Annotated in this window: 18 protein-coding genes; 7 read left to right on the top strand and 11 right to left on the bottom strand. The window is 67.5% G+C overall.

The window, feature by feature from the left end:
- Positions 1–75 precede the first annotated feature (75 nt).
- From G4G00_RS06865 to fhuE, 3 genes are all read left to right on the top strand, one after another.
- The gene (locus G4G00_RS06865) at positions 76–627 is read left to right on the top strand and encodes a M23 family metallopeptidase (protein WP_108754146.1); all 552 of its coding nucleotides are present in this window, start codon (positions 76–78) and stop codon (positions 625–627) included.
- 101 nt (positions 628–728) lie between these two features.
- Complete coding sequence (locus G4G00_RS06860) at positions 729–1,202, top strand: hypothetical protein (protein WP_108754147.1); 474 nt, start codon at positions 729–731, stop codon at positions 1,200–1,202.
- A 273-nt stretch (positions 1,203–1,475) separates the two neighbouring features.
- A complete protein-coding gene (fhuE, locus tag G4G00_RS06855) occupies positions 1,476–3,641 on the top strand; it encodes a ferric-rhodotorulic acid/ferric-coprogen receptor FhuE (RefSeq protein WP_108754148.1) in 2,166 nt (721 codons plus the stop codon).
- A gap of 467 nt (positions 3,642–4,108) precedes the next feature.
- Here the strand turns inward: fhuE and G4G00_RS06850 are convergent, their stop codons facing one another.
- Positions 4,109–6,967, bottom strand: a complete 2,859-nt coding sequence (locus G4G00_RS06850; RefSeq protein ID WP_164272065.1) for a TonB-dependent receptor — start codon at positions 6,965–6,967, stop codon at positions 4,109–4,111.
- 354 nt (positions 6,968–7,321) lie between these two features.
- Between G4G00_RS06850 and G4G00_RS06845 the strand changes: the two genes are divergently transcribed.
- Entirely contained in the window at positions 7,322–7,579 is a 258-nt protein-coding gene (locus G4G00_RS06845; protein WP_164272062.1) for a hypothetical protein, read from the top strand.
- 89 nt (positions 7,580–7,668) lie between these two features.
- On the opposite strand, the gene G4G00_RS06840 is transcribed toward G4G00_RS06845, so the two are convergent.
- Complete coding sequence (locus G4G00_RS06840; protein WP_108750536.1) at positions 7,669–8,076, bottom strand: biopolymer transporter ExbD; 408 nt, start codon at positions 8,074–8,076, stop codon at positions 7,669–7,671.
- 164 nt (positions 8,077–8,240) lie between these two features.
- Here G4G00_RS06840 and G4G00_RS06835 point away from each other — a divergent pair, with 164 nt between their 5' ends.
- On the top strand, positions 8,241–10,214 hold the full coding sequence (locus tag G4G00_RS06835) for a transglycosylase SLT domain-containing protein (protein WP_164272060.1): 1,974 nt from the start codon (positions 8,241–8,243) through the stop codon (positions 10,212–10,214).
- A 181-nt stretch (positions 10,215–10,395) separates the two neighbouring features.
- A complete protein-coding gene (locus G4G00_RS06830; protein WP_164272202.1) occupies positions 10,396–11,616 on the top strand; it encodes a multifunctional CCA addition/repair protein in 1,221 nt (406 codons plus the stop codon).
- Positions 11,617–11,622: 6 nt separating this feature from the next.
- On the opposite strand, the gene G4G00_RS06825 is transcribed toward G4G00_RS06830, so the two are convergent.
- From G4G00_RS06825 to G4G00_RS06785, 9 genes are all read right to left on the bottom strand, one after another.
- Positions 11,623–12,057, bottom strand: coding sequence for an SseB family protein (locus tag G4G00_RS06825; protein ID WP_108750534.1), 435 nt, complete (start codon positions 12,055–12,057; stop codon positions 11,623–11,625).
- Positions 12,058–12,107: 50 nt separating this feature from the next.
- On the bottom strand, positions 12,108–12,443 hold the full coding sequence (locus tag G4G00_RS06820) for a hypothetical protein (RefSeq protein WP_164272057.1): 336 nt from the start codon (positions 12,441–12,443) through the stop codon (positions 12,108–12,110).
- Between the two features lie 3 nt (positions 12,444–12,446).
- Entirely contained in the window at positions 12,447–13,478 is a 1,032-nt protein-coding gene (locus tag G4G00_RS06815; protein ID WP_164272054.1) for a S41 family peptidase, read from the bottom strand.
- 575 nt (positions 13,479–14,053) lie between these two features.
- Entirely contained in the window at positions 14,054–17,059 is a 3,006-nt protein-coding gene (locus tag G4G00_RS06810; protein WP_164272051.1) for an autotransporter outer membrane beta-barrel domain-containing protein, read from the bottom strand.
- 232 nt (positions 17,060–17,291) lie between these two features.
- Complete coding sequence (locus tag G4G00_RS06805) at positions 17,292–18,359, bottom strand: heparan-alpha-glucosaminide N-acetyltransferase domain-containing protein (RefSeq protein ID WP_164272049.1); 1,068 nt, start codon at positions 18,357–18,359, stop codon at positions 17,292–17,294.
- Entirely contained in the window at positions 18,359–19,522 is a 1,164-nt protein-coding gene (gene nagA / locus G4G00_RS06800) for an N-acetylglucosamine-6-phosphate deacetylase (RefSeq protein ID WP_108754156.1), read from the bottom strand. Before nagA ends, G4G00_RS06805 begins: the two co-directional genes overlap by 1 nt.
- Complete coding sequence (locus G4G00_RS06795) at positions 19,522–20,550, bottom strand: SIS domain-containing protein (protein WP_108754157.1); 1,029 nt, start codon at positions 20,548–20,550, stop codon at positions 19,522–19,524. The genes nagA and G4G00_RS06795 overlap by 1 nt, the downstream gene beginning before the upstream one ends.
- Positions 20,551–20,557: 7 nt before the next feature.
- On the bottom strand, positions 20,558–21,625 hold the full coding sequence (locus tag G4G00_RS06790; RefSeq protein ID WP_108754878.1) for a LacI family DNA-binding transcriptional regulator: 1,068 nt from the start codon (positions 21,623–21,625) through the stop codon (positions 20,558–20,560).
- A 39-nt stretch (positions 21,626–21,664) separates the two neighbouring features.
- Positions 21,665–22,954, bottom strand: coding sequence for a sugar MFS transporter (locus tag G4G00_RS06785; protein WP_108762900.1), 1,290 nt, complete (start codon positions 22,952–22,954; stop codon positions 21,665–21,667).
- A 375-nt stretch (positions 22,955–23,329) separates the two neighbouring features.
- On the opposite strand from G4G00_RS06785, the gene G4G00_RS06780 reads away from it, so the two are divergent.
- On the top strand, positions 23,330–24,346 hold the full coding sequence (locus G4G00_RS06780; RefSeq protein ID WP_164272046.1) for a glucokinase family protein: 1,017 nt from the start codon (positions 23,330–23,332) through the stop codon (positions 24,344–24,346).
- The last annotated feature ends 124 nt before the right edge of the window (positions 24,347–24,470 follow it).

Here is a 24,470-nt window from a genome sequence, read left to right as displayed (position 1 = left end):
TCGAGCTTGCTCGACTGACGAAATAATTGGCCCCGCGAAGAGCAGTCGAGCAAGCTCGACTCTACACTCGGTGGCATGAGCACTCCGCCCTCCCCCGCCCGACGCCTGCGCCGCTGGTTGCTGCGCGGCCTGCTGCTGCTGATCGCCCTCATCGCCGCGCTCACCGTCTGGAACAGCCCCTGGGCCGCCGCACCGAAGCTGCTGTGGTCGCTGTCGCGCATGCCGCCGGCGCAGCAGCTGCCGGTGCCTGTGGACGGCGTACGCCCCCGGCAGATTGCCGATACCTTCGGCGCCCCACGCGGGCGCGACCGTACCCACGCCGGCATCGACATCTTCGCCAAGCGCGGCACGCCGGTGCGCAGCGTCACCACCGGGGTGATCGCCGATGTGCGCGACGGCGGCCTGGGCGGGCGCCAGGTCTGGGTGATCGGCCCCGCACGCGAGCGCTACTACTACGCCCACCTGGACAGCTGGGCCGAGGGTCTGGCGCGGGGCCAGATCGTGCAGGCCGGCGACCTGCTGGGCCACGTGGGTGACAGCGGCAACGCCCAGGGCACCCCGCCGCACCTGCACTGGGGCATCTACGGCGCCGACGGCGCACGCGACCCGCTGCCGCTGCTGCGTTGATCGCAGGACGCCGCGCCTTTGTAGAGTCGAGCTTGCTCGACTGCGGTTGCCCGTACCACCTCGCGCGCCGCATCATCACCACACTGCCAGGGAGAGCACCGATGGGCCTGTTGCGCGCCGCACCGTTGTTGATCACGATCCTCACCCTGGTCACCGGCTGCAGCACCCTGCGGGCTCACCGCGACCCGTGGTGCGGGCACCTGGCAGCCTTCGCCAACAGCGCGCAGGTGGAAACCGCACAGTCGATCGAACTGGTCACCGACTGGGCGGAATGGAGCAAGTGGTGCGTAGACCATGGCACCGAAGCGGGCCAGCAGTTCTGTCGCTGGCTGATCCCCAACACATCGACTGAATTCGCCTCGGCCAATATCCGCCACGCGCTGGCCTGCCTGGATCCCACCGCCCTGCACGCAGGCCGTTCGCGCAGCACACCGGTGTACATGACCGGCAAGGTGCAAGTGTACGGCGCACCCATGATCGATGAAGACGTGATGGTCACCGTCGAGTACGCCGATGGCATCGAGGGACAGTTGCCGCACATGAAGATCCAGGCCCAACGCGACCCGCCTTTGTAGCGTCGAGCTTGCTCGACTGCCGTTGCTTTGCCGCAGTCGAGCAAGCTCGACGCTACCGCCGGCCAGGCCACGACCGGCCCATTTGTAAATAGAAACAATTCCCATTACGATATTTGCGTTTTCCGGGCGGCCAGGACGGTCGTCCACCATCACAATGCCCAGCCCCCGTCCTGCCCGCAGGACCGGGCCAGCGGCGTGAGAACCCCACCAGCCGCGGCGCCAGACCATCCGGGAAGCCGGTCGGACGCACGCACGTGCCCGTCCAGGAACCCCATGATCCGTTCAACCCCTGCCCTGCTGCCGCATCGCCTGTCCGCGGCGGTGCTTTCCGCCCTGTGCCTGGCCGCCGCCCCGGCCGCCTTCGCCCAGACCGCCGCTGCCGACCCCACCACCCTGGACAAGATCGTGGTGAAGGGCGAGCGCGCCGAAGGCTATTCCGTGCGCCGCACCTCGGCCGGTACCCGCTTCGACCTGGCACCGCGCGAAATTCCGCAGTCGGTCAGCATCATCAGCCACCAGCGCATCGAAGATCAGAACCTGGATGACATCATCGACGTGCTGGCCAACACCACCGGCGTCAGCAGCACCCAGTCCGATACCGAGCGCACCGAGTTCTACTCGCGCGGCTTCTACATCGACAGCTACCAGTTCGACGGCCTGCCCACGCAGATGGTGCAGAACTGGAGCTACGGCGATTCCGGCCTGGACCTGGCCCTGTACGACCGCGTGGAAGTGGTGCGCGGCGCCACCGGCCTGCTGACCGGTGCCGGCAACCCGTCGGCGTCGGTGAACCTGGTGCGCAAGCACGCCGACAGCGCCGAACTGACCGGCAGCGTGTCGGTGAACGTGGGCAGCTGGGGCCGCACCCGCAGCACCGTGGACGTGACCACCCCGCTGAACAAGAGCGGTTCGGTGCGCGCCCGCGTGATCGGCAGCTACCTGGACACCGACGCACAGATGGACCGCTACAACCAGCACAAGACGCTGGGCTACGCCGTCATCGACGCCGACCTGACCCCGGACACCCAGTTGAGCGTGGGCTACGACTACCAGCAGAAGCGCGCCAACGGCGCCACCTGGGGTGGTTTCCCGATGCTGTTCTCCGATGGCACCAGCACCGGCTACGACGAATCGTTCAACGCCAGCCCGAACTGGACCTACTGGGACACCACCAGCAAGCGCGCCTTCGCCACGTTGGAACATGCCTTCAACGAAGACTGGAAAATCCGCATCGGCGCGACCCATGACGAGACCAAGGCCGACGACAAGCTGTTCTACCCGGCCTACAACGACTGGGTCACCGGCGCTTCGTACTTCGACAAGAACACCGGTGCCGGCATCTCGCCGTCGGCCGGCTTCTACAACACCGAACGCAAGGTCAATGCGGTGGACGGCTACTTCAGTGGCGCGTTCGAGCTGTTTGGCCTGAAGCACGAAGTGATGGGTGGCCTGAGCTACAACAAGCGCGAGTACGCCAACTACGGCGACTACCAGATCGGCGGTGCCGGTCTCGCCTGGGACCCCTTCTCCAGCTACCTGAACTGGAACGGCAACATCAGCGAACCGAACTGGAATCCGCTGGCGCTGGCCAGCGAAGGCACCATCACCCAGAAGGCCGCCTATGCCGCTGCACGCCTGTCGCTGGCTGATCCGCTGAAGCTGATCGTGGGCGCGCGCTACACCGACTGGAAGAGCGAAGGCGAAGGCGCTGACCGTTCGCACAAGGTCACCACCCCGTATGCCGGCCTGGTGTTCGACATCAACGACACCTACTCCACCTATGCCTCGTACACCGAGATCTTCCAGCCGCAGATGCTGAAGGACCGCAACGGCAGCTACCTGGACCCGGTGGACGGCAAGAGCTACGAAGTGGGCGTGAAGGGTGCCTGGTTCGACAACCGACTGAATGCTTCGGTGGCCGTGTTCCGCATCGAGCAGGACAACGTGGGCCAGTCCACCGGTGAGCCGGTCATCGGCGGTACCGGTGGTGAAACCGCCTACGTGGCCGCACGCGGCACCGTCAGCCGTGGCTTCGAGTTCGAACTGAACGGTGAACTGGCCCCGGGCTGGAATGCCACCTTCGGTGCCTCGCGCTACGTGGCCAAGGACATCAACGATGCCGACATCAACACCAACCTGCCGCAGACCGCGCTGAAGCTGTTCACCAGCTACACCCCGCAGTCGCTGCAGGAACTGACCGTCGGCGGTGGTGCCAACTGGCAGAACCGCATCTACTACGCGGTGCCGGCCTACGGTCGCATCGAACAGAGCGGCTACGCCCTGGTCAGCGCGTTCGTGCGTTACCGCCTGTCGCCGGAATGGAGCGTGCAGGCCAACCTGAACAACCTGCTGGACAAGAAGTACCTCTCGCAGATCAACGGCTACGGTGCCTACGGCGACGGCCGCAACGGCTCGATCACCTTCACCTGGTCGTTCTGATGCAGACGCGGCGCCGGCTCAACCCGGCGCCGCCATTGCGTAGCGTCGAGCCATCCTCGACCGCCCTGCTTTTGTAGAGTCGAGCTTGCTCGACTGCTCTGCTCTTGTAGAGTCGAGCTTGCTCGACTGCTCTGCTCTTGTAGAGTCGAGCCTTGCTCGACTGCCTTGCCCTTGTAGAGTCGAGCTTGCTCGACTGCCTTGCCCTTGTAGAGTCGAGCTTGCTCGACTGAACCGCCGAAAAGCAGTCGAGCAAGCTCGACTCTACCAAAGCGCAGCAAGCCCCCCACGCGATCGGTCACAGCACAGCAAGCCCCCCACGCGATCGGTCACAGCACAGCAAGCCCCCGCGCGTGCGGTCCAAAGCACAGCAAGCACCCCGCGCGGTCGGTCACAGCACAGCAAGCACCGCGCCCGATCCCAGCGCCACAAGCACCGCGCCGGGGTGATCCCGGCGCGGTGCTCTCCCATCAGAACCGCAGATCCGCGCGCAGGTACCAGTAGCGCCCACGCGGAATGTCATACGTCGAGGCGTCGTAGCCGTTCAACGAGCACGACAGGCAGATCGGCGGATCCTTGTCGAACACGTTGTTCAGACCCGCGGTCAACTGCAGCCCTTTCATCCATTCAATCCGGTAGCCCACCTGCGCATCGTGGAAGGTGGTGGCCGCCAGCGTGTTGGTGCCCGCCGCCTGGTCGCTGCACACCGCGAACGCCACCGCATCGCCACAGTCTTCGGTCAGCTCGGAAATGTGGCGCATCGTCCAGTTCGCGCTCCAGTTGCCCAGCGTCCAGCCCAGCGACAGATTGCTGGTCCATTCGGGAATCGAGCTGTCAGCCACTTCAATGCCCGGCCCCTGCGGCTGCTTCTGCCCGGCCGCGCCGGTAGCCTCGTAACGGCCCACGAAGGTGTTCTGCCAGCCGATCTTGAACTGGCCGGCCGCGCTCTGCGGCAGCGTCCAGTGCAGGTCCACGTCCCAGCCATCGGTCTTGATCGAGCCCAGGTTGGTCAGGCGGTTGTTGAAGCCGTTGATGCCGCCGGTGCTGGCACGGGTGATGCCGTCGCAGTACAGCGGGTCCAGCGTATCCACACACAGGTCCAGCTGGGTCTGCGCATTGATGGCCTGGATCGCGCCGTCGATGGAGTGCCGGTAGAAGGTCACGTCCACGTCGAAGCGCTCAGACCAGCTGGCGTTGTTGCCGAACCACGGGCTCCACACGAAGCCGGCGCTGAAGCTGCGCGAACGCTCCGGGTCCAGCTCGCGGTTGCCGCCGGTGGTCACCGAGATCTGCGAATTGGCCTGCTGGAAACCGGTCGGCACGCCCAGCGCGGCACAGTTGGCCGCACTGCCACGCGGTGCGGTGCCACCCAGACCGATCGAGCACGGGTCGAAGATCTGCAGGTCGGCACGCGCGGCCGAACCATACAGCTCACCGATCGACGGCGCGCGGAAACCTTCGGCATAGGTGGTGCGCAGCACGAAGTCGTTGGTCACCTGCCAGCGCAGGCCGTACTTGGGCGTGAACTCGCCACCGAAGGTGGAGTAGTCCGAATAGCGGCCGGCCACGCTCAGGTCCAGCTTGCCGCCATAGGACGGCGCGGCGAACAGCGGCACGTTCAATTCCAGGTACGCTTCATTCACATCGTACGAACCGGACGTCGGCTGCGACGGCACGCCGTTGTAATGGCCGATCACCGTCAGCGGATCCGGCTGGTACCAGCCTTCGTACTTGCGGTGTTCCAGACCGGTAGCGAAGGACACCGCACCGGCGGGCAGGTTGAACAGCTCGCTGGACAGATTGGCGGTGAACAGGGTCAGCTCGTTCTGGCTGCGGTCGCGCACCACCGGCTGGATCCACTGCAGCATGTCCGGCGTGATCGAACCCAGACCGCCGAAGATATCCAGCGGCACGCAGCCCGGCGTGGCCGCGCAGATGGCCGGATCACCCAGCGCCAGGTTGATGTTGTAGATGTTGTAGCTGCCGTAGTTGGTCTGGGTGGCCTTGTTCTTGCTGTACATGCCGTTCACGTCCCAGTACCACTGGCGGTCGGCCGCCTGGAAATTGCCTTCCAGGCCGGTGGCGAAGTACTGCGTATCCACCTTCTGCTCGAACACGCGCGCGCCGCCTTCCAGCGGGCGCCGGCCGATCATGATCAGGTTGTCCGACGAATCCAGGGTGAAGCCGAACGGGTTGTAGGGGTTCAGCGCGGAAATGACGATGTTGTCGGCCAGCGGATTGCCGGTGCCCGCTTCGGGACCGAAGAACAGCGGCTCCGGCGCGGCCTGGTTGGTCGATTCGCGGCGGTTGCCCAGTGCCTTCACGTACCACTGCACGTTGTCGCTGAAGTCGAAGCGGAACTGGCCAAAGATGCCTTTGCGCTCCGACGGCGTCAGCACCATGTTGTATTCGGCGAAGTTGAAGCGGTCGGCCGTGCCGAAGCAGTGGTAGCCATCGGTGCGCGCGCAGCCGTCACCGCCGTTGTAGGTCGGCCGCGTGCCGGCGTTCGGGGTCAGGTCGTGGGTGGTGCCGGTGTTGGGGTCGGTGAAGATGAAGCGGCCATCCGGCGTGGCCGAACTGCCCAGCGCCAGGCCGGTGCCAGGCACCGGGAAGCGCGATTGCTCGCGGTCGCGCGCATACACCGCGTCCTGCTTGGTCCAGCTGCCGCCCACGAACAGGCTGTAGCGGTCACCGCGCGTACCCCAGGCCAGGTCCACGCCCTTCTGCGTGCCATCGCCCTTGCTGTATTCACCGTAGTTCAAGGTGACCTGGCCACCATCGAAATCGCGACGGGTGATGATGTTGACCACGCCGGCAATCGCATCGGAGCCGTACAGCGACGAGGCACCGTCTTCCAGCACTTCGATGCGCTCAACAATCGCCAGCGGAATGGTGTTCAGATCGGTGGCCGCGCCCACGCCGGAAGCGGACGATTCATTCACCCAGCGGATGCCATCGACCAGCACCAGCACGCGCTTGGCGCCCAGGTGGCGCAGATCGACCTGCGCCGAACCGGCGCCCACGCCGCTGCCGTCGGGCGGGAAGCCGAAGTTGCCGGAGGAATTGAACTTGGCGTTCAGCGCCGAACCGGAACCGGTCAGCTGCTGCAGCACCTCGCCGATGGAGTTCAGGCCGGTGCGTTCGATCTCGCTGCGGGTCAGGGTCTGGATCGGCACCTGGCCTTCCACTTCGGCGCGCTTGATGCGCGTGCCGGTTACTTCAACGCGGTCCAGATCGGTGGTGGATTGGGCCGCGGCACTCATCGGTGCCAGAGCCGTCACGCACAGGGCGACGGCAACCGCCAAGGGGCGGTGATGCAGGTACTTCATTCGCTCTCTCTCCAAAGGAATGTCGGGACAGTGACTGCCGCGCTCCCTCCTGCATGGCGGCAGCGTCTCCTTTGTAAACAACCTGTAAAAATGACGACGTGATGAAGAACACTCTTTCACGTGCTTTTGACGAATGAACCAACCGTATCCGCAGCGCTGGCGAACGATTAGGGATTGTTTGAAATCCAAGTGCCCCAGCAAACTTGCGTGCAGCTTCATCACAGACTGAGGCTTCCGACGCTAATCGCGAGGTCTCATCGTGAAAGCACTCAGTGCCGTGCTGCTGCCCGCAACGCTCCTTGCAATTGCCCTGCTGTCATTGCCCACCAACGCCCGCGCAGGCGGGCTGGTCGAATGCAACAACTGTGCGTCCCCCGGGATGCAGCGCTGCCATCGGGCGCTGGCCTGACGGTGGTCATGGACTTCGAGCGAGCACGACTTACTGCATTCAACGTCGAATACGATCGCGAGTTCAGAAAATGGCGGGCCCTTCCCACCCCGGTGCCCAATCAGATCCAGATGGCGTTCCTGCGCATCGTCGACGGCACTTCCACAACTCTGGATCAAGGGGCTGACCGTGCAGCGTGGCGACAGCAGCCGCATGTCCTGTAGCTGGGACGGCCGGACGGTCTACTGCCGCCAGTACTGAGCGTCAGACCGGCGTTGAGGAAGCAGAACCCCTCAACGCCGGTCGTATCGTGTCAACGCACGAACGCGATCCGTTGCATGCCTGTGGCCTCAGCCGCGGCCAGGATGCGTGCCATGCCTTCGTACTCGGCCGAAGGGTCGCTGCTGATGCGCAGCTCCGGCAGGTTGCCGGCGTGCTCGCCCGCCTGCGCACGCAGGCGCTGCTGCAGATCACCGATGGCCATTGGCTGCCCGTTCCAGCTCAACTGGCTGGCCGCATCCAGGCGCAGCTCGATGGGCGGCGGCGGGTCCGGCCGCTGTACCACCCGGTCGGTGGCCTGCGGCAGATCCACCGTGATCGGCCGCGCCACGATCGGTGCGGTCACGATGAAGATGATCAACAACACCAGCATCACATCCACCAGTGGCGTTACGTTGATCTCAGCCAGTGGTCCGCTTCGTCCTGCGCTACTGAATGCCATGTGCCGCTCCCTGCAGCAGGGCCGCCTGCCCTGTGGCCGAACTTACCTGGCCCATTGCCCACACTGGCAGTGCTGCGCACGTAGTCGTTCAGCCGCCGTTTGCCCGCACCACACGTGCACGCTGCGCGAAACTGAATTCAGCCACGGCCCGCTATGCTGGGGCCATGACCCGACGCTCTTCGACCGCCCTGTCCCTGTTCCCGCTGGCCACCACGCTGCTGATCGGCTGCGCCAGTGCCCAGTCCCTTGATGCCCAGAGCGGCCAGTTGAAGGCCGCGCTGGACGCCGCCGAGCGTGGCCAGCTGGCGCCCGCCCAGGCCGCCGCGCTCAGCCGCCACCCGGCCTATGGCTGGGTCGAGTTCGCGCAATTGCGGCGCAACATCGACAGCGTGGACACCGGCCAGGCGCAGGCCTTCCTGAAGCGCTATGACGGCCAGGCCGTGGCCAACAGCTTCCGCAGCGTGTGGCTGCCCTCGGTGGCCCGCCGCCAGGACTGGCCCACCCTGCTGGCCAACTGGGCGCCGACCGAAAACCTGGGCCTGCGCTGCGCGCAGCTGACCGCCCGCCAGGCCACCGGCAAGGTGGACGCGCAGTGGACCAGCGAAGCGCAGGACCTGTGGCGCAAGAACGGCAAGTCGCTGCCCGATGCCTGCGATGCGGTGTTCGCCGTGCTGCAGGCGCAGGGCGGCATGAGCGATGCCCTGCGCTGGGAACGCATCGATGCAGCTGCCGATGCCCAGCAGCCGGCGGTGATGCGCAGCGCCGCGCGTGGCCTGCCGGCCGCCGAGCTGGCCCAGGCCAACAGCTACGCCGCCTTTGTCGACCGCCCCAATGCCAGCGCCCTGAACTGGCCGCGCACCGAGCGCAGCCGGCGCATCGCCACCGACGGCCTGGAAAAACTGGCCAAGGCCGACCCCGGCGCCACCGAACAGCAACTGCCGCAGTACGCGCAGGCATTGGGCCTGAGCGCCGAGCAGCAAGGCCAGGTGCGCTACCAGATCGCGCTGTGGACCGTGGCCTCGTACCTGCCCGATTCGGCGCGCCGCCTCAATGCCGTTCCCGAATCGGCCTACGACGAGCGCCTGCACGAATGGCGCGCCCGCGAGGCGATGTCGCGCGGCGATTGGCCGGCCGCGCTGGCCGCGATCCGCAAGATGGGCAGCAAGCAGCGCAGCGATTCGCGCTGGGCCTATTTCGAAGGGCGCATGCTGGAAAAGACCGGGCAGGTGCAGCAGGCGCAGCCGCTGTTCCGCGACGCCGCGCGCGCGCCCACCTTCCACGGCTTCCTGGCGGCCGACAAGCTGCAGCAGGCGTACACGCTGTGCCCGTGGAAGCCCAACGACAGTGCCCAGGCGCAGGCCGCGGTCGCCCGCGATCCGGCCATCCAGCGCGCCATGGCGCTGTACCAGATCGACCGCACCGGCTGGGCCGTGGCCGAATGGAACAGCGCGCTGTCGCGCTTCGATGACACCCAGCGCCGCCTGGCCGTGCGCGTGGCGCAGGACAACGGCTGGTTCGACCGCGCCGTGTTCGCGCTGGGCAAGCAGCCGCAGGAACAGCGCCTGTACGACCTGCGCTTCCCGCTGCACCACGACAGCACCATCCGCCGTGAATCGGCGCGCAACGCCATCGACCCGGCCTGGGTGGCCGCCGAGATCCGCGCCGAGAGCACGTTCACCCCGCGCGCGCGCTCGCCTGCCAATGCCATGGGCCTGATGCAGGTACTTCCCACCACCGGTGCAAGCGTGGCCAAGTCGATCGGCCTGACCGGCTACGGCGGCGCCGACAGCCTGTACGACCCGGACACCAACATCGCCATCGGCACCGCGTACCTGCGCCAGCTGATGAACAAGTACGACGGCCTGCCCTACGTGACCATCGCCGCCTACAACGCCGGGCCGACCCCGACCGCCCGCTGGCAGACCCAGCGCCCGGGCTTCGACCCGGACCTGTGGATCGAGACCATCAGCTACAAGGAAACGCGCGAATACGTGGCCCGCGTGCTGGCCTTCAGCGTGATCTACGACTGGCGCCTCAACGGCAATGCGCTGCCGCTCAGCGACCGCCTGATGGGCCGCCTGGTGGACAAGCGCAAGGCCTTCACCTGCGCCACCAATGCCGAGCAGGGCGGGGATTGATCAACGCGGCGGGTGCCGCCGGGCTTGCTCGACCGGCACTGGTAGAGTCGAGCTTGCTCGACTGCTGTTGGTAGAGTCGAGCTTGCTCGACTGAATCCACGCAGTCGAGCAAGCTCGACTCTACGAAGTCGCCCGGTTGCGCACCCTCGACGCCACCACCCGCCATGCGATCATCCTCACCATGAAGATCTATCTTGTCGGCGGCGCCGTGCGCGACCGCCTGCTGCAGCGCCCCGCCGGCGACCGTGACTGGGTGGTGGTCGGCGCCACCCCCGCGCAGATGGAAGCGCAGGGCTACACCGCCGTGGGCCGCGATTTCCCGGTGTTCCTGCATCCGAAAACGGGTGAGGAATACGCACTGGCGCGCACCGAACGCAAATCCGGCCGCGGCTATCGCGGCTTCGTGGTCGATGCCGATCCGGCGGTCACCCTGGAAGAGGATCTGCAGCGCCGCGATTTCACCATCAACGCCATTGCCTGCGACGAAGACACCGGCACCCTGGTCGACCCCTACGGCGGTGCGCGCGATCTGCAGCAGCGCGTGCTGCGGCATGTCGGCCCGGCATTCGTGGAAGACCCGCTCCGCGTGCTGCGCGCGGCACGCTTCATGGCGCGCTTCGCGCCGCTGGGCTTTGCCGTCGCCGACGAAACCATGGCGCTGATGCGCGAGGTCGCCGCCAGTGGCGAACTGGATGCGCTGGTGCCCGAACGCGTCTGGCAGGAACTGCGCAAGGCGCTGGTCTGCGAACGCCCGTCCGCCTTCCTGCGCACCCTGCACGACGCGCACGCGCTGGGCCCGATCCTGCCGGAACTGGAAGCACTGTACGGCGTGCCGCAGCGTGCCGAATTCCATCCGGAAGTCGACACCGGCATCCACCAGGAAATGGTCAGCGACATGGCCGCGCGCCTGGCACCGGGCGATGATCTTGTGGGCTTCGCCGCGCTCACCCACGACCTCGGCAAGGGCCTGACCCCGCAGGACGAATGGCCGCGCCACATCATGCACGAGCAGCGTGGGGTGAAGCCGCTGAAGGAACTGTGCGCACGGCTGAAGATTCCCACCGAACACCAGCAGCTGGCTGAAGCGGTCTGCCGCGAGCACTTGAACGTGCACCGCATCGACGAACTGCGCGATGCCACCGTGCTCGAACTGCTGGGCCGCTGCGATGCGCTGCGCCGGCCCGAGCGCGTGGCGCGCATCGCGCTGTGCTGCGAGGCCGACAAGCGCGGCCGGCTGGGTTTCGAAGACAGCGATTACCCGCAGGGCGAAACGCTCAAGCGCCTGCACCAGGCCGCGCTTTCAGTGCAGGCGCGCGATCTGGATACCACCCACCTGAAAGGCCCCGCCATTGGCGAAGCGCTGGCCAGGGCCCGGGTGAAGGCGATTGCGGCGGCCCGCTGAGCGCGGTCAGTGCGCCATGCCGCGGGTAATCGCCGCGGCGCGCTCCTTCAGCTGGGCCACGGCATCGGGAATCATCTCCATGCCCACGTCCAGGCCGGGGTTCAGCACCAGGCCAACGCCCTCGCCAATGCCCGACAGCAGCGCGTGCACGGCAATCGGCATGGCGTGGGCGAACTGCGGCAGCTGTTCGTGCCACAGCTCGGCACGTTCCGGCGCGGTGAACACCGCAAACATCGGCTCGCCGCTTTCGCTGGTCAGCACCAGCGGTGAAATGCTCTCGTCCCAGGCGCCATCTTCACCAATGGCCTTGTCCAGCAGCACGAACACCGGCGCGGTCAGCAGGCCGTCCAGGAACTGCGCGGCGGTCAGCGTGCCGTCCTGTGCCTGCAGCAGGCGGACCTCCAGGTCGTTGGTGGGTTCAAACGGCGTGTCGTGGTCCATGGTCGCTTCCGGTACGTGATTGCTGGGCTCCACTTTAGCAGGCCGGGAGCTCAGGCCAGATAGCCTTGCCGCCACATCCACCCCGCCACCGCCAGCCCGGCCACCACCCCCAGCATCAGCGGCAGGCCAAAGCGGTGCCGGAACGGAATCGGCACCCTGCCCAGCTGCTGTTCCAGGGTCTCGGTGTCCAGCACCCAGCCATGGCCGCAGCCGGTGCAGGCCAGTTCGTAGCGGCGCTGGTAGACGAAGCCGAACAGCAGGTCGATGCGCGCCATGCGGTAGCGCAGCTGCGGAGCGAAGTCGGTTTCTGTCTGGCAGCGCAGGCAGTGGTGTGCCTCGGTCGGGCCGACCACCACCACCCGTTCCTGCTGGCCGATCAGCAGCATCGTTCAGCCTCCGCTACACGCCGGCTGTGCCAGCAGCCACGCCTGGGCGGCGGCAACGGTGGCTGCAGGGCCGCGGGTATGCTCGTCAGGCACGATCTTCCGCCCATCGCCGCGACCGTGGCGGTCCTGCATCACGCTGGTGGTCAACACCAGGGAACTGCCATCGACCAGCGGCCGCACCACGTTGGCGGTGGACACACCGCGGGTGGGTTCGCCGAAACTGCGCGTCTGCGGGCGACCACGGAATGCCAGCGCCGTCGCTTCGCCGGCACTGGCGGTGTGCGGACCGGTCAACACGGCCACGGGCGCTGCGGCATGCTTCAGCTGATAACCCGGCTTACCCAGATCAACGATGGCGCCCGCGCCCAGACGCAGGCCAGACGGTGTGGACTGCCAGGCGGAAGGGCCGTCGACGGTGACGAACGCGCCCACGGTCTCGTCATCTCCGGCGGTCATCCGCAGCAACGGGGCGACGCCCAGCAGCATGGGCCACATGTTGCCGCCGGTGTTGCCGCGCAGATCCACGATCCAGCCGCAGCGCGCGCCGTTGTCCTGCGCACCGATGGTCGCCTGCCAGCGCGCGGCGCGGTGCTGCATCTTCTGCTGCAGCTCCGGGCCGGGAACGATGGAAAACGCGCCGATCTCGACCCAGCCGATGCGTGGGTCAACAGGCGGTGTATCGGTCGACGTGGCCGTCATGCCTGCGGTGGCGTTGGCGGCGCCGGCCGTGTTGGCCCGTCCAGGGCGCTGCGCTTCCGCGCGCATCCGCTTCGGGCTGAGCCACGCACCGTGCCCGCCCGAACTGCGGCCAATGGCTTCCTTCAGTACGTCGCGTATTTTCTCCGGGTTGCCCTGCGCTGCACTCATGCGTGCACGGATCTCCGGCCAATCCACGCGATCACGGTAGAGCGCCTCGCGCTCCAGCAGGTCCACCAGTTCGATCTGGGCCTGCCGCGTGGGCAGTTCGATGGCGTGGGCAGGTGCCGCCATTGCGGCGGTCAGTGCCAGAATCGTGGTGCGGAAACCCATGGGCATTCGACGTTCCTTCGCCGGAAGATGGAGGAACGAGGATACGCCCTTGGACGTCGCGCGACGTGTCGTGTTTCGCACTCCTGGGCCACCGCAGGATTTGCAACTTTGCTCATGGCTGCGCTGCAGTGAAACCGCGAAGGTGGCTTTGCCAACGCACACTGCGCTGGCCGGGATTGGCGTCCTGAATCAAACATTCAAGCGATCGACTTGCCGACTCAGCGGCAATTACGACAATGCATCGGCTCGCCCATGGCGGGCGGTGCGTGGGGATCCTCGCGATCCGTCGGCTTTTTCGCTTGGATTTTGACCGGCACGCCAACCCGCACCGCCCGCCACCTTGCACGACGCGGGTGGCCTTGCATGCCGGCGCACTGGTTCATGACGTTGGCGGTACCCGCCGGTAGCGCCGAGCTTGCCCGACTGCCTTGCCAACAGCCGTCGAGCAAGCTCGACGCTACGGGTCATAGCGTGTCGACCAAGGTCGAGACCTACCAGAGCGGGTCATGGCGTCGGGCGGATTTTCGGGCGGATCATGGCGTGTCGACCAAGGTCGACACCTACCAAAGCGGGGCCTGGCGCTACCAGTCTGCGCGCAGGCCGATGTTGCCTTCGATCACGCGCCGTTCTTCGTTGCGGCTGCCGCCCACTTCGCGGGTGTAGTCGGCCACGGCATACGCGCTGATGGTGCGGTTGAAGCGCCCCACCACGCCGATGCCGGCTTCCAGCGCGCGTGAGCGTTGCGCGCTGGTTATCACGTCGGTGTCGAACTGCACGCGGTCCTCGCCGGAGCGGCCGTGCCAGTAATTCAGCTTGAAGTACGGCTGCCAGCCGTTGTCGGCCAACTGATAATCAGCGGCCAGGCGCAGGCCCACACGGCCGGTCCAGGCGTTGTCACTGTCAAACGACACCGCCGACACCGCGTCGCGCTGGTCATCCAGCGAACTGCGTTGCCAGATCACCTGTACCTGCGGTTCCAGCCACCACGCCGATTGCCCGAACTGCAGCAGGGGCTTGCCGGCTTCCAGCGACAGCGTGGTTCCGTCACCGCGCACATCGATGCCCAGCCCGCGCGATGAGCGCATGCGGCCGTCATAGCGGCTCTGCATCGCTACCGCGTCCAGGTAGCCGCCTTCGCTTCCGGTCAACGTCCAGTACAGGCCTACGTGCTTGTCGTCCAGGCGGCTCTGGCCCACCTGCACGTTCTCCCAGCCCAGGGCCAGGCCGGTCACCCGGCCATCGGCGCGGGTGCGGCCGACGAACACGCCGATCTGGTTGCGGTGTGCGTCAGCGGCGGCGGCCCAGACGTCCAGGCCGGCCTGCACGCCCATCAGATCGCCGTCGAAGCCGGGCTGGGCGTCGCCCTTCCACTGGATCTCGCTGCTCTGCCCGACCAGCCGGCCCCAGGCGGTGCGCAGGGCACCGGTGTTGTACAGCAGGCGCTGCTCGCCCTGGCGCTCATGGAAGGTGCCCAGGCTGGCCAGCGACGCCTCGCGCAGCAGCGGCGGCACCACCGCATAGGTGGCCGTTTCCAGACGGTACAACGGCACCACGTCGCCCTGCGCGGGTCGCGCGCCGGCACTGGGCGCAGGGCCCAGGCCCGGCAGGGCGCCACCGGCCACCGGCACGTCGGGCACCGGCGGGTCGCTGGGCGGGGCCACGTCGGCCGGCTGCGGCGGGGGCGCCGGGGGCGCGGTCTCGGCAGCGGTCAGGTCCGGGTCCACCGCCCCTTCGGGCGGCGGTGGCGGGGCCGGTGCAATCGCGGGCGGCGGCGCCACGGGCGGCGTGGGCGGCGGCGGCTCGGCGGTGCTGCCGGTTCCGCTGGGTGCCGGGGTCGGGCCGGATACGAGGGTGGAGCGCAGGTACCAGTTCTCACCGCTGCCCGCGCTTACCCCGCCCTTGAACAGGAAGTACTCGTAGGCACCGGCCGACACCGGGGCAAACAGCGAGAACGCACCGGCAGCGGTGGTCGCACCGTTCAGCGCCTGCACCACCAGGATGCCGTCGGCCAGCGTGGCCGCGCCGCCACCGCCGGCATTGAGGACGCCGATGCCAGTCGTGCCGGTTGCCGCGCCGCCATCGATCACCAGGCGATCAGTGACCGAATCGTCCGCGCCCAGCACGGTGCGCAGGTACAGACCGCCACCCTCACCCCGGTAGTTGCCGCGGATCGTGAATACATCGCCGGCACCTACGCCGGTCAGATCGATGCGCCCGGCGTTGACCACGTTCACCAGCGCGCTGCCGGTGAACGGGCGCACCGCATTGGAACCGCTGCCCGCGTACAGCGTGCTGGTGTCATCCAGGGTGAGCGTGCCGGTGCCGGTTGCACTGTCGCCCAGCCGCAGATCGCCATCGAAGGTCAGCTCGGTGCTGCTGGCCAGGCTGATGGTTTCCCAGTTCTGCAGGCGGCCCACCCCGGTCATCTTGACGTTGCTGAGCGCAAGCCGGTCGTTGCCACTGCCGCCGTCGAACAGCGGCACCGCGCCCAGATTGCCCTGGTTGAGGTTGGCCAGCGTGGCCACGTCATCGTCCGGACCGGCATCGATGGCGCCATAGACGATGCCGCCGCCATTCCAGTTGAAGGTGTCGTTGCCGGTACTGAGCAGTATCTGCCCGCGCACGGTGCCATCGGTGATGGTCACGCTGTCGGCGCCACCGCTCACGCTGATGTTGCCGCCGATATAGGCGGTGCCGGAAATGATGATGGTGTCGGTATCGAAACCGGTCACCACGTTACCATCCACCGTGCCGCCCGACTGGTCCCACAGGTTCTTGTCCAGCTTCATGTTGACCCGGCCGATGCGGCCGCCGGTCATCCAGGCCTGGTCACCATCTTCGAACGCACCGACGATGCGGCCGCCGCTCATGCGGAACGTATCGATGTTATCGCCCTGCTGCAGGGCGCCGATGCTGCCGCCGTTCATGACGAAATCGTCGGCACCGCTGCCCTGCGTGACCAGCCCGGTAATGTTGCCGCCGCGCACGGTCATCTGGTCATCGCCGTTGCCCTGGTCAACGCTGTCCAGGGTGCCATCGTCGAGCAGCAGCACGTCGTTGCCGTCGCCCTGCAGTACGGCACCGGTGATGCTGCCTGCGAGCATCTCCAGTCGATCGTTGCCGGCGCCGAACTGCACGCCGGTACGGCCACTGATCGTGCCGCGGTTGACCAGAACGCTGTCACCGGCGCCGGTGAACTGCAGCGCCGTGGTGTTGCCTGTGCTGATGCTGCCCTGGTTGTCGACGCGACTGCCACCGCCCAGCTGTACAGCAATGCCGCCGGTGGCGGTGATCGCGCCTTGGTTCAGCAGCACATGACCGCCTGCGCCGGTCAGTGCCAGCGGCGTTGCACCACCGCTCTGCAGCAGCTGCGCGCCACTGGCCACGTTCACGGTGATGCCGCCGGCGCCACTGGCCGTGATCGGGGTGATGTACGGATTCGGCGCATCGGCACCGCAGCTGACGGTCTGGCCGGCAACGGGAGTGCTGGTATCGCATCCTGCCCAGGCCGATGGGGCGGCCAGGGCCAGGACCGAGGCCAGGAACAAGGGCGAACGACGCACGCCACACAGATCTGCACGGGACATACAGCACTCCTGGAACGGGGGTCAGGAACTGCGATGCACGGCACTGCTCAGAAAACGGGCGCGCCTACCGTAAAAGAAGCCCCCAAGCCTGGAAGTGAAGATTCCATCACGCGACAGGTGTGACCTCCAGCGGACGGCATGGGCAGCCACGCATGGCGTGGCTCTACTCGCCCCCGCACGGGCAGTAGATCCACGCCATGCGTGGATGCTCCACCCGCCAACCCCACCCCGCTCAAATCTTCAAATAAATGCGACGCCGGTCCAGCCACCACACCACGCCCCACCACAGCGCCACGAACGCGGCGGCCTGCAGCAGCGACGCCAGCGCCAGCGCGCCCGGCATCGCCATGGACAGCTGCTGCCACACCCAGCCCCACGCGCCGGTCGCCAGCAGGACCACCGACATCACCGATGCGCCCAGGTAAGCGGTAATCGCGTTCACACCGAAACGGCGCCCCAGCGCGGGCCAACCGCGGCGGTCAATCAACACATGCGCCAGCCACAGCGCCAAGGCGGCCAGACCACCGGTCCACAACACGTAGCTCGGCGTCCACAGCTGCTTGTTCAACGGCAGCACCGTTGCCAGCAGCAGACCCAGCACGGCACAGGCCACGCCCACCCCGGCCAGTGCAGCGCCACGGCCAGCGCGCAGCAGGCCACCGGCCAGCAGGCCGAGCACAGTGGTGGCCAGCGCGCCCAGGCTGCTCAGCAGGCCTTCCGGGTCGTGGCCCAGGCCGGTTTCCGGCTGCCATTGGTAGATCCACGGTGCGAACCACGCGGTATCCAAGCGGCTGGCCGGATTGGTAAACGGTGCCAGATCGCCGCTGCCCAGCAGCAGCACCGCGTAGCCCACCAGCAGACCGACCAGCAGCGCCAGCTGCGTGCGTGGCCGCGCATACACCGCCAGCACGCCCACCAGCGCCGCGCACAGCGCGATGCGCTGCAGCACCCCCCAGATGCGGAAGTGATGCGTGTGCAGCGCCCACCACACCAGCAGGTGCAGCAGCACCCCGGCAATGGCGATGCGCAGCGCGCGCTCCAGCACACCCTTGGCCAACGCCGGGCGCGCGGCACGGTCCTGCGCACGCGGGGCCACGCTGAAGGCCATCGATACGCCCACCAGGAACAGGAAGAACGGAAACACCAGGTCGGTGGGCGTGCAGCCATGCCACTCGGCATGGCGCAACGGCGCAAACACCGCGCCCCAGTCACCGGGGTTGTTGACCAGCAGCATGCCGGCCACGGTCAGGCCACGCAGCGCATCGATCGAGCCCAGCCGTGCCGACGCCGCCGCGCCCATCACGCGGCCTCGTACTGCCCGGCAATCCAGGTGCCGCGCACCTGCAATGCATCGTCCAGCAGCACCAGGTCGGCCTGGTAGCCCTCGGCGATGTGGCCCAGGCGATCATCCAAGTTGAGGAACTGCGCCGGGTAGGTCGAGGCCATGCGCGCGGCCTCGGCCAGCGGCTGGCCGAGCAATTGCACGGTGTTGCGCACGGCCGTGGCCATGTCCAGCGCCGAACCGGCCAGCGCACCAGCCGCGTTGCGCACCACGCCATCCACGGCGGTGATGGTTTCGCCGTACAGCACATAGCTGGGGTCATCGGCACCGACCGGCGGCATGGCGTCAGTCACCAGCAGCAGGCGCCCGCGCGGCTTGGCCGCCAGCGCCACGCGCAGGCTGGCCGGGTGCACGTGCACGCCATCGACAATGATGCCGATCCAGCTGTCACGGTCTTCCAGCGCGGCACCGACCGCACCGGGCTCGCGCCCCTGCAGGGGCGACATCGCGTTGTACAGATGAGTGAAGCCGCGCACGCCGGCATCCAGGCCGGCGCGGATCTCTTCATAACTGCCGGCGGTATGCCCGGCGGCCACGATCACCCCGCGCTCCACCAATGCGCGGATCGACTCCAGCGGCACCCGCTCGGGGGCCAGGGTCAGCAGGGTCACGCCGTTGTCCAGCGAAGCGGCCAGCGCGATTTCCTCGGCGTCGGGCACGCGGAACTTGCTGGCATCGTGGGTACCCTTGCGCGCCGGGGCGATGTACGGGCCTTCCAGATGGATACCGATCACCCCCGGCACGCCCTGCGCGATGGCATCGCGCATTGCCGCGATCGCTTCGCGCATCACGCCCACGTCGTCGCTGATCAGCGTCGGCAGCATGGCGGTGGTACCGAAGCGCCGGTGCGCCTGCGCGATGGTGCGCAGTGCGGCCACGTCGGGCGTGTTGTTGAACAGTGCGCCGCCACCGCCGTTCACCTGCACGTCGATGAAGCCGGGTAGCAGCCAGCCGCCGCCCAGGTCCACCTGCTCACCGGCGGCGCCCAGCTGCGGGGCGGCATCGGGCAGCAGCGCGGTGATGCGACCGTCTTCGACCACGACCGCCAGATCGTCGCGGAAATCATCGCCGGTCAGGATGCGCGCGTTGCGCAGCACCTGTTTGCGCGGGGCAGCGGCCATCACACCGTCTCCGTAACCTTGTTCAGATGCGGCGGCAGATCCGGGTTGAAGCCGCGGCGCAGGGCCAGCGCATTGATTGCGCGGTAGAAGCTCTGCACGGTCAGCAGCGGCGCGCACAGCGGGTGCGGTGCTGCCGCCACCGGCAGGTTGCCACCAGCACCGGCCAGCCACACCTGCGCGCCGCGTGCGCTGAATTCATCCACCACCGCACGGGTGCCGGCGCCGGTTTCATCGGGCTGGGCGAAGGCCAGCACCGGGAAACCGCGGTCCACCAGCGCCATCGGGCCATGCTTCACTTCGGCCGAACTATAGGCTTCGGCATGCAGGCTGCAGGTTTCCTTGAACTTGAGCGCGGCTTCCTGTGCTGCGCCCAGGCCCAGGCCACGGCCCAGCACGAACAGGTTGTGCGCCTCGACCAGACCGTCGGTCAGCGCCGTCCAGTCGCACTGCCACGCTTCGCGCAGTGCATCGGGCAGCAGGTCCAGGGCGTTGCGCAGGGCGCTGTCCTGCTTCCAGTACGCGGCCAGCTGCAGCAGCGCGGCCAGCGAGGCCAGGTAGCTCTTGGTCGCGGCCACGCTCTTTTCAGCACCGGCGTGCAGCGGAATGACCGTGTCGGCCAGCTGCGCCAGCGGCGAATCTTCCACGTTCACCAGCGCCACCACGCGGGCGCCGGCGGCCTTGGCGGCCTCGGCATTGCGCAGCAGGTCCGGGCTCTTGCCCGACTGCGAAATGACGATGAACAGCGCGCCGCGCAACTGCAGCGGTGCGGCATAGACCGAACCCACCGACGGCGAGGCCGAGGCCACCACCAGGCCCAGCTGGGTTTCCAGCAGGTACTTGCCATAGGTGGCGGCATGGTCGGAACTGCCGCGCGCGCAGGTCACCACGAACGGCGGCGGCGCCGCGCGCAGGCTGGCGGCCAGGGTTTCCATGGTGGCGTGGTTGCGGGCGAACTGGCGTGCGACCACATCGGCCGCTTCGGCGGCTTCGGCAAACATCAGGGTGGCGGTGGGGTCTGACAGCGACATGGCGGGCTCAGGCGGGTTCGGAAGGAAGGGGACGGGCGCCGGACAGGCGCATCGGCGCAGTGGAACCGCGCACCACCAGCTGCGGCACGAAGCCCTGGTTGTGCAGCGACGCGGGCGCCTCATCGTAGGCATCGCTGCGCAGCTGGCCGATCAGCAGGCGCGCGGCGTGGCGGGCGATGTCTTCGGTGGCCTGCTTGGCGGTGGTCAGTGGCGGCCACGACTGGCGCGAGAACGGGCTGTCCTCGAAGCCGGCAATGGACAGGTCGTAGGGCACGCTCATGCCGGCCGACTTGGCAGCGGCCAGTACGCCGGCGGCGATTTCATCGTTGGAACCGAAGATGGCGGTGGGCGGCTCGCGCAGCGCCAGCAGGCGGCGCGCACCGCGGAAACCGTCGTCGAAGGTGTAATCGCCCTGCACCACCAGGTGCTTGTCCACGGTCATGCCGTAGTCCTTCAGGGCCGCCTCGTAACCGGCGTAACGTTCGCCGGAAGAACGGTGCGAGGTGCCGCCCCAGAGGAAGCCGATGCGCTGGTGGCCGAGCTGGATCAGGTGTTCGGTGATCTCGTAGGCGGCCTCGCGGTCGTCCACGAACACGCAGGCACCGTCGGCCGGGTCTTCGGTGGCCGCAATGATGCGCACCAGCTTGATGCCGCGCGCGGTCAGCGCCTGGATCAGGTCGCGGCGCTCGGACATGGGGGCCGTCAGCACCAGCCCGGCCAGCCGCGAGCGCTGCACCCAGTCGGCCAGCTCGTCGGCCAGCAGCGGCGAGCTGGAATCGCAGGGGTGGATCTGCAGGCCGAAGCCGGTTTCGCGGCAGGCCGCCAGCACACCGTTCTGCACGCCGATGATGTGGTACGGGTTGGGGTTGTCATACACCAGCCCGATCACGAAGGTGGTGCCGCTGCGCAGGTTGCGCGCAGACGGATCAGGTTCGTAGTCCAGCTCGGCGATGGCACGCAGCACCCGCGCGCGGGTGGCCTGCATCACCGAGGGCTCGTTGTTGATCACCCGCGATACCGTCTTCAGCGAGACCTTGGCCTTTTCGGCAACGTCCTTGATGGTCGCTCTGCGCATCGGTTTTTCCTGGGGTTGGCTGCCTTCCATCATCGCCGATCAGCCCCGGTCCTGCGGCAGGCCCACGCGGTGGCCCACCACCGAATAGAACAGGATGTACAGGTAGCAGGGCACCATCAACAGCACGAAGGTGAGCTGGAAATCGATGTGCTGCTTGAGCAGGGCGAACAGCTGCGGAATGATCGCGCCACCGGCAATACCCATCACCAGCAGGGCCGAACCGGTTTCGGTGAAGCGCCCCAGGCCGCGGATGGCCAGCGGGAAGATGGCCGGCCACATCATGGCGTTGGCAAAGCCCAGCAGGGCCACGAAGGCCACCGACACATAGCCGTGCGTTGCCCACGCGCCCAGGCAGAACACCACGCCCAGCACCGCCGACAGGGTCAGGTAGCGCGACTGCGAGACCACACGCGGAATCACCAGCAGGCCGACCACGTAACCGACCAGCATCGCGCCCAGGGTGAAGGCGGTGAACATCTTGGTCTCGTCCAGCGGCAGGTTGAAGCCATGGCCGTAGGTGCCGATGGCATCGCCGGCCATCACTTCCACGCCCACGTACACGAACAGGCACAGCACGCCCAGCCACAGGTGCGGGAACTGGAAGATGCTGCGGCGCTCGACCGCACCGGCCGCCACCGGCGTGGCGTTGGCTTCGGACGATTTGATTTCCGGCAGCGGCGAGAACAGGATCGCCACCGCCAGTACCACCAGCAGCGCCGCCATGGCCAGGTACGGGGCGTGGATCTTGGCGGCGAACTGGTTCAGCAGCACGGCCTTGGTCGCGGCATCGGCCGCCTGCACCTGCACGTCCAGATCGCCAATGCCATGCAGCACCACCGTGCCGATCAGGATCGGCGCCAGGATGCCGGCGATCTTGTTGCAGATGCCCATCAACGCGATGCGCCGCGCCGCCGTTTCAATCGGCCCCAGGATGGAGATGTACGGGTTGATGGCCGTCTGCAGCAACGCCAGGCCGCTGCCGATCACGAACAGGCCGCCCAGTGCGCCGGGGTACCAGCGCTGGGTGGCGAATTCGCCGAACAGTGCCGCGCCACCGGCCATCACCAGCAGGCTCAGGCTCAGGCCCTTCTTCATGCCCGTGCGGCGCAGGATCCACGACGAGGGCAGCGCCAGGAAGAAGTAGGACAGGTAGAACACCATCAGCACCAGGAAGGCGCCGACCTCGCTCAGCTCGAAGGCAAGCTTGACGAAGGTGATCAACGGGCCGTTGAGCCAGGTGAAGAAGCCGATCAGGAAGAACAGCACGCCGACGATGGCGATGGAGGTGGCCACGTTCGGGCGCGCGCTTGCAGCGGGGACGGCGGACATCAGGAGGGCTCCTGCGGCGACGGCCGCAGAACGCGGCGTCGGAGAGTGGCTGGGAACAACGTTGTCACATTCTTTCGATGGACGGCGGCGGTTTGTCAACTTCCAATCTGCACCGGTTCGCGCGGGTGCTGCACTGCAGAAGGAGACGGGGGGCAATGCCGCTGAATGGGCGACAGGCCTTGACGCTTGTGGCACAACGGCCTGCGGGACCGAACGACCATCACGCGGTGTAAACGTTTACCCGGCACTTGATTCGTTGCGTCGCAGCAACGAAAGTGTCACGAACTCGTTGACATCGTTGTCAGCGCAGTTACAGACTCCGCCCCATCGCCGGGTCTTTCGTGGGCCCGGTACCCACCTGCAGCAGGAGCCCGCGTGACCGCCAGCCATCCCGCCCCGGCCCATGTGCTTTCCCGTCACGCGCCCTCGTTCCTGGCCGCTGACGTTGGTGGCACCCATGTGCGCGTGGCCCGGGTGCAGGCCAGCGGCGATGCCGCCCATCCGGTGCAGGTGCTGGACTACCGCAAGTACCGCAACGCCGACCATGCCGGCCTGGCCGCCATCCTTTCCGACTTCCTGGGCGACGACGCCCGCCCCGCGCACTGCGTGGTGGCCACCGCCGGCTACGCCCGCGAAGACGGCACGGTGATCACCGCCAACGTGCCGTGGCCGTTGTCGGCGCGGCAGATCGAAGCCGAGGTGGGCGTGCAGCGCGTGCACATCGTCAACGACTTCGAAGCAGTGGCCTATGCCGCCGCGCAGGTCGATGCCAGCGGCGTGCTGCACCTGTGCGGGCCCGAAAGCGCCGCGCGCGGCCCGACCCTGGTGGTCGGCCCCGGCACCGGCCTGGGCGCGGCGTTGTGGATTCCCACCGCGAACGGCCCGGTGGTCCTGGCCACCGAAGCCGGCCAGCCCACTCTGGCGGCCAGCACCGCGCTGGAAATGGACATCGTGCGCCACATGCAGCGCGAGCGTGCGCATGTGTCGATCGAACACGCCCTGTCCGGCCCCGGCCTGATGAACCTGTACCACGCCGTCTGCGCCCTGCACGGCGATGCCCCGCAGCTGGCCAGCCCCGACGCGGTCACCGCGGCGGCCATGTCCGGCAGCGATGCACACGCACGGCAGGCGCTGGATGTGTTCTGCGGCCTGCTGGGCAGCACCATCGGTGACATGGCGCTGTTCTACGGCGCCCACGGTGGCGTCTACCTGGCCGGCGGCATCCTGCCGCAGATCCGCGAATACCTGCGCGCCAGCACCTTCGTCGAACGCTACCTGCAGAAGGGGCCGATGGGCGAAGCGCTGGCACGCATCCCGGTGAAGGTGGTCGAGCATGGACAGCTGGGCGTGATCGGCGCCGCCAGCTGGTTCCTGCTGCACCACCCCGCCTGATCGGCAATACGCAGTACGCAACACGCTGTACGCGCTGTATCCGCACCACCGCGCAGGTTGCTGCAGAGGCAGCCGTGCGCGTTCCTACCTACCGCACGCCGCCGACACCGCAACCCAGTGATGA

The sequence above is a fragment of the Stenotrophomonas sp. B1-1 genome (assembly GCF_010894375.1).
Lineage (GTDB): Bacteria > Pseudomonadota > Gammaproteobacteria > Xanthomonadales > Xanthomonadaceae > Stenotrophomonas.
Note: the sequence above shows the minus strand (reverse complement) of the source record. Positions and strands in the feature narration are given on the sequence as shown.